General features: G+C 46.5%; 14 protein-coding genes. 9 read left to right on the forward strand and 5 right to left on the reverse strand.

Annotation, left to right across the window (positions count from 1 at the left end):
• Window positions 1-60 precede the first annotated feature (60 nt).
• The 6 genes from KNP03_RS09180 to KNP03_RS09205 all read left to right on the forward strand — a co-directional run bounded on the left by KNP03_RS09180 (window position 61) and on the right by KNP03_RS09205 (window position 8,461).
• The gene (locus KNP03_RS09180) at window positions 61-1,326 is read left to right on the forward strand and encodes a purine/pyrimidine permease (RefSeq protein WP_214828561.1); all 1,266 of its coding nucleotides are present in this window, start codon (window positions 61-63) and stop codon (window positions 1,324-1,326) included.
• Window positions 1,327-1,537: 211 nt separating this feature from the next.
• Complete coding sequence (locus tag KNP03_RS09185; protein ID WP_214828562.1) at window positions 1,538-2,620, forward strand: hypothetical protein; 1,083 nt, start codon at window positions 1,538-1,540, stop codon at window positions 2,618-2,620.
• The gene (locus KNP03_RS09190; RefSeq protein ID WP_214828564.1) at window positions 2,601-3,458 is read left to right on the forward strand and encodes a diguanylate cyclase domain-containing protein; all 858 of its coding nucleotides are present in this window, start codon (window positions 2,601-2,603) and stop codon (window positions 3,456-3,458) included. The genes KNP03_RS09185 and KNP03_RS09190 overlap by 20 nt, the downstream gene beginning before the upstream one ends.
• Entirely contained in the window at window positions 3,448-5,157 is a 1,710-nt protein-coding gene (locus KNP03_RS09195; protein WP_214828566.1) for a DUF2334 domain-containing protein, read from the forward strand. The genes KNP03_RS09190 and KNP03_RS09195 overlap by 11 nt, the downstream gene beginning before the upstream one ends.
• Window positions 5,150-6,397 (forward strand): glycosyltransferase family 2 protein, encoded by a 1,248-nt coding sequence (locus KNP03_RS09200; RefSeq protein WP_214828570.1) that lies wholly within the window; start codon window positions 5,150-5,152, stop codon window positions 6,395-6,397. Before KNP03_RS09195 ends, KNP03_RS09200 begins: the two co-directional genes overlap by 8 nt.
• A gap of 21 nt (window positions 6,398-6,418) precedes the next feature.
• Entirely contained in the window at window positions 6,419-8,461 is a 2,043-nt protein-coding gene (locus tag KNP03_RS09205; protein ID WP_214828573.1) for a cellulose biosynthesis cyclic di-GMP-binding regulatory protein BcsB, read from the forward strand.
• A 77-nt stretch (window positions 8,462-8,538) separates the two neighbouring features.
• On the opposite strand, the gene KNP03_RS09210 is transcribed toward KNP03_RS09205, so the two are convergent.
• Entirely contained in the window at window positions 8,539-9,186 is a 648-nt protein-coding gene (locus KNP03_RS09210; RefSeq protein ID WP_214828576.1) for an NAD(P)H-binding protein, read from the reverse strand.
• A gap of 167 nt (window positions 9,187-9,353) precedes the next feature.
• Between KNP03_RS09210 and KNP03_RS09215 the strand changes: the two genes are divergently transcribed.
• The 3 genes from KNP03_RS09215 to KNP03_RS09225 are packed head-to-tail and all read left to right on the forward strand — an operon-like array spanning window position 9,354 to window position 12,721.
• Window positions 9,354-9,962 (forward strand): NAD(P)-dependent oxidoreductase, encoded by a 609-nt coding sequence (locus KNP03_RS09215; RefSeq protein WP_214828578.1) that lies wholly within the window; start codon window positions 9,354-9,356, stop codon window positions 9,960-9,962.
• A 60-nt stretch (window positions 9,963-10,022) separates the two neighbouring features.
• Window positions 10,023-11,576, forward strand: coding sequence for an ABC-F family ATP-binding cassette domain-containing protein (locus tag KNP03_RS09220; RefSeq protein ID WP_015880457.1), 1,554 nt, complete (start codon window positions 10,023-10,025; stop codon window positions 11,574-11,576).
• Window positions 11,577-11,596: 20 nt separating this feature from the next.
• Window positions 11,597-12,721: a DUF418 domain-containing protein gene (locus tag KNP03_RS09225; RefSeq protein ID WP_214828580.1), complete on the forward strand. Its 1,125-nt coding sequence runs from the start codon at window positions 11,597-11,599 to the stop codon at window positions 12,719-12,721.
• Between the two features lie 157 nt (window positions 12,722-12,878).
• On the opposite strand, the gene KNP03_RS09230 is transcribed toward KNP03_RS09225, so the two are convergent.
• The 4 genes from KNP03_RS09230 to KNP03_RS09240 all read right to left on the reverse strand — a co-directional run bounded on the left by KNP03_RS09230 (window position 12,879) and on the right by KNP03_RS09240 (window position 15,437).
• Window positions 12,879-13,808 (reverse strand): manganese-dependent inorganic pyrophosphatase, encoded by a 930-nt coding sequence (locus tag KNP03_RS09230; protein WP_214828582.1) that lies wholly within the window; start codon window positions 13,806-13,808, stop codon window positions 12,879-12,881.
• Between the two features lie 97 nt (window positions 13,809-13,905).
• A complete protein-coding gene (locus tag KNP03_RS13555; protein WP_276313825.1) occupies window positions 13,906-14,031 on the reverse strand; it encodes a hypothetical protein in 126 nt (41 codons plus the stop codon).
• Window positions 14,032-14,128: 97 nt separating this feature from the next.
• Window positions 14,129-14,410 carry a HesB/YadR/YfhF family protein gene (locus KNP03_RS09235; protein WP_214828584.1) on the reverse strand — a complete coding sequence of 94 codons (282 nt, stop codon included), beginning with the start codon at window positions 14,408-14,410 and terminating at the stop codon, window positions 14,129-14,131.
• A 67-nt stretch (window positions 14,411-14,477) separates the two neighbouring features.
• Entirely contained in the window at window positions 14,478-15,437 is a 960-nt protein-coding gene (locus KNP03_RS09240; RefSeq protein WP_214828586.1) for a LacI family DNA-binding transcriptional regulator, read from the reverse strand.
• Between the last annotated feature and the right edge of the window lie 11 nt (window positions 15,438-15,448).

Genomic DNA, 15,448 nt, shown 5'->3' on the forward strand with positions numbered 1-15,448 from the left:
TTGCATCGATTTCTTCATAACGGTACACTAATAAGAAAAAAGTATGATCAGGGGGACACCATGACCAAGAGTAACGTAACCACAGCCATTCAGTGGTTTATTTTTATTTTAGCTACAAATATTGTACCACCGCTTTCGATTGCCGCCTTATTTGAACTCTCACCAGATGAAACGATGACGTTCATCTCGCGCTCGCTCTTCATCTTCGCACTTTTTAGCATCATTCAAACTCTGCTCGGCCACCGCCTCCCGATTCTCGAGGGGCCGGCAGGTATCTGGTGGGGCGTCTTCACCTTGTATGCCTCGATCGGACCTGCCCTGTACGGTAGTCAACAGGAAACACTTCAGGCCTTAGGCTTCATGTTATTTTTAAGTGGTGTCATCGGTGTCTTGCTCACAGTAACGGGCATTTTAAGACGGATGCTCGCTTTGTTCACTCCACAGGTCCTTGGCGTCTATATGATTTTACTCGTCCTCCAACTTTCAGGGGCCGTCATTAAAGGAGGCTTCGGTGTATCGGATGATGGAATCAATAGTATCCAAGCGATTGCGACAGCCGGATTGGTTCTCTTTGCGCTGACGTTGGAGCGTAGCCGCTTTAAACAATACGGTCTCGTACTGACGCTAATCGTCGGCTTCGGACTTTTCAATTTGCTCGGACTCGGAACTCCGATTGTCCATTCCGAGTCATTCTTCCTCATCCCTGAATTATTCCCGTTCGGCGGTTGGGTATGGGATTGGAATTTGCTTCCGACGGCATTCGTCATTACACTTCTTCTGATGACGAACGTCCTGGCAAACATCAAGCTAATCGAACGAATTGTCAGTTCACGTGAAAAACGCACTGTCAAAGGGAATGTCCCGGCTTCTGGCGTCGTCAGCGGGATCAGTCAAATACTCGCCGGTCTATTCGGCACGCCGGGTCCCGTCGCCATCTCTGGAACGGCAGGCTTCTTGTCTTCAACGGAAAGTGTCCATCGTAATCCACACCTCGTCGCCCATGTCTTGATGCTCGTCCTTGCGTTGTTTGGACCGTTCGTATCGCTCATCGCCAGCATTCCTGCGGCTGTCGGCTATGCCCTCGTCACCCCGCTCATCGCGACAATGATGATCATTGGTATTAACGAGGCTGCATTCGAGTTAAATCAAAAAACCGCTTCCTTAACGGTCGGACTCCCGCTCATCATCGGTGCAGGGGCAATGCTGTTACCACCCGGCTCCATGAATCAGCTCCCACCACTACTCGCAACCGTCTTCTCGAACGGACTGGTTTTAGGAACCGTCGTCGCCCTGACGACTGCCATATTGAGTCGAATTCGAGATTGAAGAACACGATAGTCTAAAGCTCTCACCCGTTATTCGGTGAGAGCTTTTTTAAGACTTCATATTACGTAAATGAGCCTTCTAAATCATGAAAATTTAACAAAGAAATGATGATAATCTTTTCATAACACCGCTATTTCCCTGATTTTCATATGAACCATGATTATCTGACCGAGATAGTGGAATATGTAGTTGTAGAAGGAGGCGTCTTTACATGAAATGGATAAAGATTCCGCTTTGTGTTACATTGCTGGCTGGTTGTTCGCTGTTTACGCCAAAAGATGACATGACGTCCTCCATTCAAATGTATCCGACCTTTGATAGTGCGTATCCGACAGAACAATTCATCCGTACCTTTTTATTGTCTGAACAAGGGTTGATCCGAACCGATTTATTAAAACGGCGAAATGAATATTTATCTGAATCGCTCGGGTTATATATGCTCTTTTTAGTGAATGAGGGACGAAGTGATGAATTTGCCGCCCAAGTGAAAGTATTGCGTCACTATTTCTTACACGAATCCGGGATGGTGTCATGGGAGCTTAAAGGAAATACGATGTCGATTGAAGCCAACCCTACGAATGCCTGGATTGACGACGCCAGAATTTGCCGCGCACTGATTCGGGCTGCAGAAACTTTTTCAACTCCGAGTTATGCACTGCTTGCTGAAGAGATTCAATCGGCATTAGACTCCTATAGTTTTGTGGACGGACTTCCAGTGGATTTTACCGATTTAAATACGAAGGAAGTGGGAAGCCGTGTCACACTAAGCTATCTCGATTATGATATGCTCAACTCTCTTTCGAACGAGCGGGTCGTGGCGGCCAAGCGGCTATTAGAAAATGCACCAACAGATGGACCCTTCTACGCCAAATATTATGATACCCAACATAAAACATACCACTTCGACAATACAATCAATCTTATCGATCAATTATATGTTGCTCTCCGGTATGAACAATTCGGGCTAAACACTACCGAGTTTTTCACTTTTTTAGTATCAGAACTTCAAAATGGAATCGTCTATGGCCGCTATGACCGACGTACCGAACAACCTGTCGTTCAGTATGAGTCGCAAGCGGTATATGCTTTAGTTATTTTTTACTTGATGGAACGAAATGAAATGACACTCGCCACCGAAACGTTGGAACATTTATACGAATTATCCGTACAAGATGATGCCTCTCCTTATTATGGCGGGTATATAGACGTCATAACGAAAGAGACGCATTCGTTTGACAACCTGCTTCCACTCTTAGCTGAAAGGAGAATCGCACATGGGGATATTGCACCGTAAAACGACATTTTTGCTATTGAATATTTTATTCCTCATCGCTGGTGTGATCGCATTTGTTCTTTTTATGCCCTCACTCGGAACGGTTGATTTAGAGGCACATGCCCTTGTCGCGACGGCGGTCATCGTTGCTCTCTTCTTCGGACTGCGGGGCGGGCTGATTACCACGCTCGTGATCCTGTTCTTATTCGGCAGTTTATATTTTTGGAATTTACTGATTCGACCACAGGAAGACTTTCTTTTATTCAATGATTCTTCTTTATTCATCTTCGGAGTCAGTATTGTAGGTTTAACGGTACTGACGGGTTCAATCCATGATCAAATTAAAGGATTCCAAGTTACCAACTCTCAACTTTCACAGCAAGTTCATGATCTGGTTGCTGTCGATGCTGAAACGGGATTTGATAATGAGGAGCGATTCCAATTGGACTTACAGATGGAGATGGATCGAATAAAACGACATGGCGGTATTTTTACTGTTTTGTTACTGAGGATTGATTATTTGTCGACATTCTATGATTTGTATGGGGAAACCGAATATAACCGGTTCATCCGTTTCTTTAGGCAACAACTGTACGAATCAACGAGAGCTACAGATAAAAAGTTTCGTCTATCGCAAGAAGATTTTGCGTTCATTCTCCCACATACTGCCGAAGAAAACATGGAGATCTTATATCACCGTTTCAAAGACATAATCGGAGATTTCGAGCTTGAGCGTGGAAAGGTTGTCACGTTCTCAAACCATGTCGCGCACTATACGATTTCTGAAGATACTAAAGTTATCGAGCCTAAAGAGGTTCTCATTCTTTTACGAAACGAGTTGAAATCCAATGCTCTATAAATTTTTTTTACTGATCGGAACGCTCTGCCTCCTGTTTTATGCTTCACCGGCTTCAGCGAAGGAAACGCCTCACGTTCTGATCATCTACACTTCGGTTGACGAAGAAATTCCGCCGGATGTTCTGAAGCTGGAAACGCTTGTTTCTCGATTTTCCGATCAGATTCAGGTGGTTCGAGACCGTAACCTCGAGTCTGATTCATTTGAGGGAGCAACCCATCTTTTTGTTTATCATCAGCAAGGTCAGCTGCTTCCAAAAGCCAAACAACTCATCGATGAACAAGAGATTCCGTTATACGCCATCGGACAATCCGCAACGGTTTTACAAGCATTCGATGCACTCTCTTTCAAACGAATCGTGTCCGTCTCCCATTTTGAGCAGGAACGATCGGGCAAACAAGTTGAATTCGAAGGCAACGAACCTGTAATCGTCACAACAGACCTCCAAAAAGTCACACCACACGCCCTCACATTATCCAACCAACACTTACCAGTCATCTTCTCCTATCAACACAACTACTACGCAGGACTATCCACTTTACTCAACCGCTCACACCTTCTCTTTTCCGATACACTTTTTGATTTTTTTGATGTACAGGCCAAAGCAGAACATGTCGGTTATTTGCGCTTAGAAGATGTTAGCCCATCTGCCGACCCGGAATTAGTAGACGAAGTCGGCACTTATTTACTTGATCACCACGTTCCCATACTGATGGCCGTCGTCCCAATCTATACGGATCCCGAGACAGGCAATGTCGTTCAATTCTCCGACAGACCTGAATTACTCCAAGTATTAAAAAAATTAGAAGACCGAGGGGCCACCGTGTTACTACACGGCTATACTCACCAATACCGTTCTTCCGAAACCGGGGAGGGCTTTGAATTTTGGGATGTAGAGAACGGTCAGCCGATTTTTGGACCTGCAAGTGAAGAAGCCCCTATTCTTCAGTCAAAAGAGGCATTTGCGAATCATAACGACTATCAATCTTATCAAAAGGAAATGCATGCCCGCGAAGAAGCTTATATCCGCGATAAACTAGAGCGTGGCGTGAGGGACCTGACTACGTTAGGTCTCCATCCACTTGGGTTTGAAGCACCTCACTATGCGATGTCGCATACGGGATATGAATTAACTGCTGATTACTTCACGAATATATTCGGGCAAGTCCAGTGGGGACAGGAAGAATGGGATGTCATGACGAGCGTACCGTTTGTGACAAATCCTCCTTTTTTGAACTATATGACGCTTTATCCGGAAACGATTGGTTTTGTCGATCCACAACTGTCTGATCCAGTAAAAGTAATGGAACAAGCTCGCGACGAAATGTTACTTGTTCGGGAGTCGATGATCGGAGCCTTTTATCATCCTTATCTAGGAATCGAATACGTACCGGAGATTGTCGAAATGATGGAAAGTACCCCCCATTTCCGGTGGTTGTCACTTCGAGAAACCAACCCGACAGTTACTACTTCTAACCTGTCTATTCGAGTAGATGCGTCCGGTCAATTCATTGTAGAGGATCAGCGGAGCGTATGGAGTGCCTGGGTACAACGTTTTGCCCCTCACTCTTTCCTTGAACAAGCCTTGTTCCTTCTCGCAGTGGTCACATTTTTAGCCGTGGCAGCCTTCAGTCTCTATACTTTCTATCTGAGAACTCAACGAAAAAAACGATTATTTAAGGAGCGTGCACCTCGTGGCTAACATGCTATTCGTGTTTTCTCTCATCATGATTTGGACGATGCTCCTCTATCACATGTTTTTGATGCAAGGTGGATTTTGGCATTTCATGACCTATCGAAAGCCGATTCCGGAGTGGCAAAAGAAGATGGTCAACTTACCAAAAGTGTCTGTGCTCATTCCTGCTCACAACGAAGAGGTCGTGGTGGCCGCCACGCTTCGGGCGATGTCCCGGATAAACTATCCGAAAGATCGACTCGAAGTCATTCTAATCAATGACAATTCTTCTGACCGCACCGGGGAAATCGCTCAATCTTTCGCCGACGACTTCCCCTTCATTAAAGTCGTGAAGACGACGCCCGAATATGCCGGAAAAGGAAAGTCTTCCGCTCTCAACTACGGACTGACTCAATCCAGCGGAGAAATACTGGTCGTGTATGATGCGGACAACACACCGGAAAAAGACGGGGTTTATTATCTCGTCATGGGGTTATTGAACGACCCTGACGCGGGCGCCATCGTCGGAAAGTTTCGCGTGACAAACGCGTACGAGACACTTCTCACACGGCTGATCAATATCGAAACGATTTGTTTTCAGTGGATGGCACAGGCCGGGCGTTGGAAATGGTTCCGGATTGCCACTATACCCGGTACAAACTTTTCAATCAGACGTTCCATCATCGACGAGTTGGGAGGGTGGGATGAGAAGGCATTGGCCGAAGATACAGAGCTGACGATTCGTGTTTACGAACTCGGTTGGCACATCCGCTTTTTCCCAGCTGCGATTACGTGGGAACAAGAGCCTCAAACCTTAAAAGTGTGGTGGAAGCAACGCACGCGTTGGGCCCGGGGGAACCAATATGTTGTCCTCAAGTTTATGGGGCAGCTATTCGAATTGAAACGTAAAAAAATCGTATTTGATATTTTTTACTTCTTTTTCACCTATTTCTTATTCTTCTTCGGCGTCATTTTGTCGAATTCACTCTTTGTTCTCAACCTATTTTTCGATATCGGGTTAGAGGTCGGGAATATGACCATGGTTTTATGGATTCTTGCCTTCCTTCTGTTTGTCACAGAAGTCTTTGTAACACTCAGTATCGAACGATCTGAATTTAATCTCCAAAATTTTTTCACCGTCATTCTTATGTATTTTACGTACAGCCAACTATGGATTGTGCTAGTAATTTATTCGCTTTACCTTGAGATGAAACGCGTCCTCTTTAACCAGGATGTCAAATGGTACAAAACAGACCGATTCGGTTGATTATTGAAAAGGAGAATCATCATGAAAAAACGCATCGTTCTCGTTGCTTTAGGAATTCTTCTCACTGCAACGACACCTGCCTTTGCCACAACAGTGTCTTCTTCTCTACCCATCTCATCTGCTAATACAAGCAGCGCCATTTCTTTTTTGGAAATGGATGATGTGTTGCCTGGCGAAAAATCAGAACGTACGTATACGTATACGGTACTCACTGACGAAAAGCCGGGGAAAAATAAGGTGTTATCAATCGATTGGACACACTCTGAACTACTCATTCCGCCTTCAGCTCTCACAATCAGAATTGACGGGGAGCCGGTTAAATCAACCGCATTATCTGAAGCGACGACCGAAGGAAATGTGACGATTCCCTTGACCACTTCCCAATTAACAAAAGGGACGCATGAGGTGAAACTCGCATACACCGGTATCGTAAAAGGGCGGTTATGCGACGAAGGGGATACGAGTGGGAGTTGGTTGACGATTCACCCTTCCAGTTTCGTCGGATTAAGTGAAAGTACCTCTTCCCTCTCACTGGAAGATTATCCCCACCCTTTCGTACAAACGTATAATGACCCGTTAACAATCGTGCTCCCGCAACAAGCGAACACGGAAGAGTTAGAGGCGGGACTATTGCTCTATCGCGAATTGAAGCGAGATGCGCAAGATGGTAATAATGTTTCGCTCCAATACGACCGGTCCATCGATACGTTGAAAGGTCGCTACATTTTCGTCGGTGAGATCGATTCGTTCTCAGGAGAGGTCGCCAAATGGATTGAACAACTGAATCCGGATTTACAAAACGAAGATGTGTTATTTGAACGGGTGACCTTAAAAAATCAATCCGATCAAACCGATGCTTTATTCGTTTTAGCTCAAAATGGAGAAGCTTTTGAAGGGACACTGGATTATCTTCTGGATGAACAACAGCGTGCTCAATTGAATGGAGAACGCCTTGTATTAAACAGTGCACCTGCTCCACGCCCTGCTCAGACGAACATCACCTTGAAGACATTAGGGGCAAAGGACCTTTATTTGAGTGGTAGCGAACCTGCGAGCACACGCTATTACCAAGCGCTTCCTATGCTTGATGAAAACGCAACAGTCAAGATTGAACTGAAATACAAAGTCGCCGATGAGTTGCTTTCGAACAATGAAAACGACATTCGTCCCGAGCTCACAGCATGGATTAATGAAGTCCCTTACTCGATCCCCCTCCAGCAGTCGACTGAGGAAGAAGCGTGGTCAACCCACACCATTGACATCGACAGTACGACACTGGGCCGCAATCCTTCTCTCGATTTCTCGTTTGAGGCGACCGGACTTCGCTCTGAAACATCCTGTACCTCGACCGATGCTGACCGGTGGGTGTTCATTTCCGACGAGAGTCAAATTTTGATCCCGCCCGCCAGCAATGAAAAACACAACGAAACATTTCAAAATCTAACTAGTATCTTTGAGGCGGATGAAGGTGTTGTGATCGTAACGGACCCTCAGCTCAATCAACTCGGACTCCAAAACCTAGGAAACATCATGGAAGGGTTGTCGGTTCCGCCATCCACGAAAAAAATTGATTTCGTTTCCGCAGACGCTTTTTCGAAAGACATGGTTGAAGAGCGCTCCATCCTTATAGTAGGTGATCCAGAAAGTTATCCTTTCATGAAAGAACGTCAATCCGACTGGGTCATTTCGAATAAAGGAGAAGTCGACTTGACGACATTTGGTTTTATACCAGAAACGACCGAACAAATTGCCTGGATCCAACCATCTCTTTGGAATAAGGATGAGGCACTGATTGTCATTTCTCCAAATGACCAGCCTGTGGACTCGTCATTGATGCAGTCGCTCATTGCACCGAAAGAGACGTTCAACATCGCTGTTCAAAACCAGAATGGGTCGGTATTTACAAACAGCGCTTATTTCGAAAAAGCCACTTCCGGCGTCAGCAACTTACCTGAATCTGCCGAGGATAACCAATCCATCTGGTATATGGTAGGGTTTGCGGCTCTCGTTGTCGTCATTCTCTCCGTCCTTTACCTGCAACGTCGAAAAAAACATCACTCCTAATCGGAAGATTTAAACTACACAAAAAAAGTCGGACATTCATCCGACTTTTTTTGTTTGCCTACCATGATGTATTTAACTCATTGACTCATCCGTTGCATCATGCCGGAGGTCAAAATCTCGACACCTTCGCCCTCTTCAGATGCCATAATCAACGATCGGGCGACATGCAAAGCTTGAATCGGCGCGACGTCAGGCGTCTTTTCAAGTAAAATCGACTGAAACGGTCGACTGACCCATTCCGCGGCTTTCTCCCCGAATCGGAACGAATCACGGTTCCCAAGGAGCAACGATGGACGCGCGATGATTAAATGCTTGAAACGGAACACTCTTAACCCGTTCTCCAATTCCCCTTTTACGCGATTGTAAAAGAACGGCGAACGAAGGGACGCACCTTGAGCGGACACGACCGCATAACGGGTCGCTCCGTGTGCTTGGGCAATGCGTGCGACTTCAAGAGGAAGCTCCAAATCCACTTGTTTGAAAGCGTCTTGTGATCCCGCCACCCCGATCGTCGTCCCGAGAGCGCAATAGACATCATCGAGATGCGGTAATGTTTCATCCATCTGTTCAAATCCGACAATTTCATGCAACTTCGGATGACTCCAGCGCTTTGAACGACGAACAACAATCCACACCGCGTCGTAACGGTCATTCTCCAGCAATTGCTCCACGAGCTCTCGTCCAATCAATCCAGTCGCTCCAACAACTAATGCCGTTTTTCCCATTCTCGTCTCCCCTTCATAGATCATTTCTTTCAGTTTAGCTGAAGCGACTATAAAAAGTCGATAAACGTACGTTTGCAAATCAGTTGATTCGCGGATTTGGAATACTCGCGATTTCAGAAACTACTGTATACTGTATATATTGGAAATCAGAGAGGAGCCTTGCTGCTATGAAGCTATTCGTATTAGGCGGAACCGGACGGACAGGTCATCAATTCATTGACCAGGCAATTGAACATGGACATGACATCACGGCCTATGTGCGCGAACAAAAAAAACTAATCCCAACCCCTCAACTTGAAATCATTGAAGGTGATTTACTCGACAGTAATGCGCTAAGCGCCGCAATGGAGGGGCATGACGCCGTCATCAGCTGTCTCGGTACCGACTTAAATGAGGACGATTTCTTAGCAAACGTCGTCGACAAGCTCGTACCGGCGATGAAGACAAACGGCATCAATCGCGTCATTTATTTAGCATCCGCGGGAATCGACTACGAACTGCCTGGTATTCTTGGAAAAGCCATCGCATTTATGCTTCGCAAGACGCTCCGCGAACACCGTGCAGCGGCCGACTTGATTAAACATTCTTCATTTGACTACACGATTGTACGTCCCATGCAATTGACAGACGGTCCACGGACATCCGAATACCGCACTTCTTTTGATGGGGTGCCCGACGGGGGCAGCCGGATTTCCCGTGCAGATGTCGCTCAATTCATGCTTCATACAGTTGAAGAACATGAACATATTCGTCAGTCAGTCGGACTGGCGTACTAATTTGATTTAATTCATGCTACAATATCGGATAGTTTACTTTGAAAGGAACGAAAACGAATTATGAGTATTTTAACGGTACAAAACTTAAGCCATGGCTTTGGTGACCGCGCGATTTTGAATGATGTTTCCTTCCGCCTCTTAAAAGGCGAGCATATCGGGCTCGTCGGAGCGAACGGAGAAGGAAAGTCAACGTTTATGAACATCATCACACGCAAGCTCCAACCGGATGAAGGGAAAATTGAATGGGCGAAAAATGTCCGTGTCGGTTACCTCGATCAACACGCGGTGCTTGAGCGCGGGATGACGATTCGGGACGTCTTGAAAGGTGCCTTCCAATACTTGATCGACATGGAGACGCGCATCGGCGAACTCTACATGGAAATGGGAGACGCGACACCTGAACAAATGGAAGACATGCTCGCTGAAGTCGGTGAACTTCAAGAGACGCTCGACTCAAACGACTTTTATATCATCGATGCGAAAGTAGAAGAAGTCGCACGCGGTCTCGGCATTTTAGATGTCGGTCTCGATCGTGACGTCACGGACTTGTCAGGTGGACAACGTACGAAAGTATTGCTTGCGAAGTTGCTTCTCGAGAAGCCAGATATCTTGCTCCTCGATGAGCCGACCAACTATTTGGATGAAGTGCACATCGAATGGTTGAAGCGCTACCTTCAAAACTATGACAATGCCTTCATCTTGATCTCACACGACATCCCGTTCTTAAACAGCGTCATCAACTTGGTCTACCATATGGAGAACCAAGAATTGAACCGCTACGTCGGAGACTATGACAAGTTCATGGAAGTGTACGAGATGAAACGTTCGCAGCTTGAAGCTGCCTATAAGCGTCAACAAGCCGAGATTGCCGACTTGAAAGACTTCGTCGCACGAAACAAAGCGCGTGTCTCGACACGAAACATGGCGATGTCCCGTCAGAAGAAGCTCGACAAGATGGATGTCATCGAATTGAGCGCAGAACGTCCGAAACCGGAATTCCGCTTCTTGCAGGCTCGTACGTCGGGACGTCTCATCTTTGATGCGAAAGGTCTTGTCATCGGATACGATGAACCGCTCTCTCGTCCGCTCGACCTTCAAATGGAGCGCGGTCAAAAGATTGCCCTCGTCGGCGCGAACGGCATCGGGAAGACGACGCTCTTAAAGAGCTTACTCGGCTTAATCAACCCGCTTGAAGGAACAGTCGAACGCGGTGAGTTCCTCGAAATGGGTTACTTCGAGCAGGAAGCAGCATCGAGCAACAACACATGTATCGAAGAGATTTGGAGCGAGTTCCCATCACTCAACCAACAGCAAGTGCGTGCGATGCTCGCGAAATGCGGTCTCATGACGAAGCACATTGAAAGTAAAATCTCTGTCCTCAGTGGTGGGGAAAAGGCGAAAGTCCGCCTTTGCAAACTCTTAAACAACGAAACAAACTTGCTCTTACTTGATGAGCCGACGAACCACTTGGACGTCGACGCGAAGGAAGAGTTGAAGCGCGCGTTGAAAGAGTACAAAGGAAGTGTCCTCCTCATCAGTCACGAACCAGAATTCTATGAGGATATCGTCACAGACGTTTGGAACTGTGAGTCTTGGACGACGAAAGTATTCTAATTCAGTAAAGGACGTGTCGTATGGCTGGCCCAATTCAACCGAATGAACGGATTATCCTGTATGATATCATCCGGGGGTTTGCCCTCTGCGGCATTTTCCTCGTCAATATCCCAAGTATGCTCGGGAGCGACTGGATTTTCGGTCGCCCGGTTTACGAAGGAAGTGACCTGCTTATTCGAACATTGTTTGATTTGTTTGTACAAACAAAGTTTTATACGATTTTCTCTTTTCTATTTGGAATCGGCTTCTCGATTTTCCTCGAGCGCACGTATGCGCGCGGGGAATCGGTTAGCCGTTACATACGTCGGATTGCCATCCTCTTCCTATTTGGAATCATTCACCTGACGATCTGGTCCGGCGACATCTTACACACGTATGCGATGTGGGGATTATTGCTCCCTTTGTTTTATAAACAGCGTAACCGCTCCCTCCTCGCTTGGGCGTGGGGACTGCTCATCGGAAGTGTGTTCCTCCTTTATGTGACTTCCGCGCTCGACGAATGGCGCATGGGCGGAACGTATTATCCGGGGTGGCCATTCCCGGAGGCATTTAATCAAGGATTCGGACCATGGCTTGACTATCGGCTCACTTACGAAATCTTTAACGCGTTCTCGAACTCGTTCCTCGTTGGATTTGAAATCCTCAGTCTCTTCTTATTTGGCCTGTATATTGGACGGGAGCGAAAGTTATTGACGTGGAGTATTGAAGGATTGGCACGAACAGCAATCATTTGCAGCTTGTCAGCCTTGCCTTTCTTCGCCATCATCATCTGGCATCATTATGGGAATGGGTACAATTATGTATGGGTGAATCTATTAGCTGTCTTGATTTCCGGTAAACTGCTTGCGACGACATATATCTGCCTCTTCACGATTGCTGTTCGCAAAGGATGGACGTTTAAACCGCTCCAGGCACTGGGACGGATGGCACTGACGAACTATTTAACGCAAACGTTCTTCGTCTTTCTCCCTGTCATCGCACTGGGGGCTTACGGCCGATTATCGTTGACTGAAGGATTGTTCCTCAGTGTCAGTATCCTACTCTTGCAGGCTCTCCTCTCCATGTGGTGGCTGAGAAACCATCGCTACGGACCGTTTGAGAAACTGTGGCGATTTGGGACATATGGGGTTCAAAAGAACAAATAAAATAGAGGTCGAAGCGCCTGCTTCGACCTCTATTTTTTATGATTCGTGGCACGTGAGCCATGCCTCAAGATCAGGACTCTCACGTCCACACACATCAAACAGGTATGTGCAATATTGACTTCAAAAAAGAGCCGCTACTTAAGCGGCTCCACTTTTATTATTTTGTAGCCGCGTCTGTCAACACCGGCACGATTTGTTTTTTACGCGAGACGACGCCAGGAAGCGTCGCCACCCCGTCTTGAAGCGTCACATTAAACGCCTTCTCGAACAATTCCGGTTTCGATCCGACAACTACAGCTTCTGAGTCGTTCGTCAAAATATTCGTGATGGCAAAGACGAACAAATCGAGATTTTTCGCTTCAACCGTGTTTTTGATTTCAGCTTCGACTTCATCTTTACGGTTTAACACTTCGTTCGCATCGACCGTGTTCACTTGTGCGATTTCGACTTTGTAGTCACCCATCGAAAATTCTTTTGAATCGAGCGAAATGAGTTCTGCGATTGTTTTTTGACTGAGGTCGGCACCTGCTTTTAGCATCTCGAGACCATATGATTCCGCATCGACGCCAGCAATTTCAGCGAGCTCTTTTGCCGCCTTCACATCTTCGTCCGTGCACGTTGGCGATTTAAAAAGGAGTGAGTCTGAAATGATTGCCGAAAGCATCAATCCAGCCATATCCGACGCGATTTCAATTCCTTTTTCTTTATATAGCTTGAGTAAAATCGTTGCCGTACAGCCAACCGGTTCCGCACGATAGTAAAGCGGATCCGCTGTTTGGAAGTTGGCAATCCGGTGATGGTCGATGACTTCAAGAATGCGGACGTTCTCGATGCCGTCTGCACTTTGTTGAAACTCGTTGTGGTCAACCAGGATGACTTCTTCTGCTTCTCCGTTCACGCCATCGATCATGCGTGGTGCTTTCACACGGAAATGGTCGAGTGCATATTGTGTCTCCCCGTTCACTTCACCAAGACGAACGGCTTCTACGTCCATTCCCAATTTCTTTTTCAGCTCTGCATAAGCGAGCGCTGAACAAATCGTATCCGTGTCTGGATTCTTATGTCCAAAAACAAGTACTGTACTCATCTTTCATTCTCCTCACTATGAATAGTTTTCCCTTATCCATTATAACGTCAATAGCGCTTGTTTCAATTCCCAAAAGAAAAGAGCCTCACCTGGCTCTTTATGCTTGTTCGTCTTCATCTGTTTCCTCGAGATCGGAATGATCACCTTTTGAATCCTCTTCATGGGAGATATCCGGTTGATCTCGTTTTAAGTCTTCCTGCTCACGTTTTTCTTTATCTGTCATACATGTCATCCTTTCAGAAATCCGGCTTGTCTTTCACCTGTTCCCGTTGGAGATTCGTATGAAACAACGATTCATCGTCCGTAAACAAACTGAAAACTTAGGCTTGGACAAAAACGATTTCTTCTCCACGGATTTCGACTTTCACATCTTGCCCTTGGAATAACCATTCATCTTGTTCCGCTACGACAAAACGAATGCCGTCCGCTTCTGTCTCGACGGCTGCATTGTCGACCTCTTCGGTGATGACCCCGACCGAAAAACCATGCGTCAAATCCGTCGAACCCCCATATTTTGCAAATAAGCGAACCGTCTGACCTGATTCGACTTCCATCTCGTTTTTGAACCATTGAAGCGCTTCTTCTGTAACATGAATCTTCATTCGGATTCCTCCTCTCGACTACTAAATTCATTCTAAACGTTTCGTAGTGGTCGAGCGAGGAACTTGCCTAAAGGGTCGTGCCGGTTTGATACATCACCGTCATCGCCGTTGTTTGCGGGGATGCCCCTTGCATCTCAGCGAGCGCTGTTTCGAACAATTGTCGACCGATTGTCTCATTCGGGGACAGCATGGTGGAAAGACCAAATGCTTTCCCAATCGGATTTCCATCAAATCCTAGAATCGCAACCGTTTCCGGAATGGGGAGTTGTCGACGCTGCATCTCCCCTAGAAAACCGAGCGCCACATAATCCGACGAGAAAAAGAGCGCTCGAGGACGCTCTTTTTGAGATAGGAACTCATCCGCCAGGCGTATACCGTCCTCACTCGTCAAATAGCCGGTCCAAATCCATTGCTCACGCGCAGACGCTACTTCGTCAAAATAGGCCTGCTGACGCGCAAGGGAGCTCGGACTATGGCTTCTCGACAAGATAATTCCGATTTCTTCGTACCCATGTTGTTGCAGTACGTGAATACCTGATACGAACGATGCATAATGGTCGACGTGAATTGAGGAAATACCTTTAGGTGCTCCGACGGTCGCGACAGCGATTGGACCATAGGCACGATAGGAGACCATCTCTTTGAATGACATCTCATGTGACAGAATGATCGCGGCATCGACTTCCCGATGTTTTAACAGGTCGAGCGCTTGCTGTTCTTCACTCAACTTGTATTCCGTTTGCCAAATGACAATCCGGTATTGATTCTCGAGTGCTGCTTTCGCGATCCCATCCACAAAAAAACTATAATACGGATGATCCATATAAGGAAGAATCACGACAACCCGTTGTGTTTTCCCCGTCGACAACGTCAACGCTTGCTGATTACGCAAATAGCCTAATTCTTTCATCGCTGCATGAACACGATCCCGTTTTTCTTTCGATACATAAGGATGATCGTTGATCACGCGCGAGACAGTCGTCACCGAAACGTCTGCATATTTGGCGATGTCTCGAATATTCGCCATCCTGCCTCACC

It is taken from the genome of Exiguobacterium algae (assembly GCF_018617875.1).
In the GTDB taxonomy this organism is placed as follows: domain Bacteria; phylum Bacillota; class Bacilli; order Exiguobacteriales; family Exiguobacteriaceae; genus Exiguobacterium; species Exiguobacterium algae.

Excerpts from the sequence above, each read along its gene's own strand:
- KNP03_RS09225 (WP_214828580.1), top strand. The coding sequence starts at position 11,597 with ATGGCTGGCCCAATTCAACCGAATGAACGGATTATCCTGTATGATATC.
- KNP03_RS09220 (WP_015880457.1), top strand. The coding sequence starts at position 10,023 with ATGAGTATTTTAACGGTACAAAACTTAAGCCATGGCTTTGGTGACCGC.
- KNP03_RS09230 (WP_214828582.1), bottom strand. The coding sequence starts at position 13,808 with ATGAGTACAGTACTTGTTTTTGGACATAAGAATCCAGACACGGATACG.
- KNP03_RS13555 (WP_276313825.1), bottom strand. The coding sequence starts at position 14,031 with ATGACAGATAAAGAAAAACGTGAGCAGGAAGACTTAAAACGAGATCAA.
- KNP03_RS09215 (WP_214828578.1), top strand. The coding sequence starts at position 9,354 with ATGAAGCTATTCGTATTAGGCGGAACCGGACGGACAGGTCATCAATTC.
- KNP03_RS09240 (WP_214828586.1), bottom strand. The coding sequence starts at position 15,437 with ATGGCGAATATTCGAGACATCGCCAAATATGCAGACGTTTCGGTGACG.
- KNP03_RS09185 (WP_214828562.1), top strand. The coding sequence starts at position 1,538 with ATGAAATGGATAAAGATTCCGCTTTGTGTTACATTGCTGGCTGGTTGT.
- KNP03_RS09180 (WP_214828561.1), top strand. The coding sequence starts at position 61 with ATGACCAAGAGTAACGTAACCACAGCCATTCAGTGGTTTATTTTTATT.
- KNP03_RS09205 (WP_214828573.1), top strand. The coding sequence starts at position 6,419 with ATGAAAAAACGCATCGTTCTCGTTGCTTTAGGAATTCTTCTCACTGCA.
- KNP03_RS09195 (WP_214828566.1), top strand. The coding sequence starts at position 3,448 with ATGCTCTATAAATTTTTTTTACTGATCGGAACGCTCTGCCTCCTGTTT.
- KNP03_RS09210 (WP_214828576.1), bottom strand. The coding sequence starts at position 9,186 with ATGGGAAAAACGGCATTAGTTGTTGGAGCGACTGGATTGATTGGACGA.
- KNP03_RS09190 (WP_214828564.1), top strand. The coding sequence starts at position 2,601 with ATGGGGATATTGCACCGTAAAACGACATTTTTGCTATTGAATATTTTA.
- KNP03_RS09235 (WP_214828584.1), bottom strand. The coding sequence starts at position 14,410 with ATGAAGATTCATGTTACAGAAGAAGCGCTTCAATGGTTCAAAAACGAG.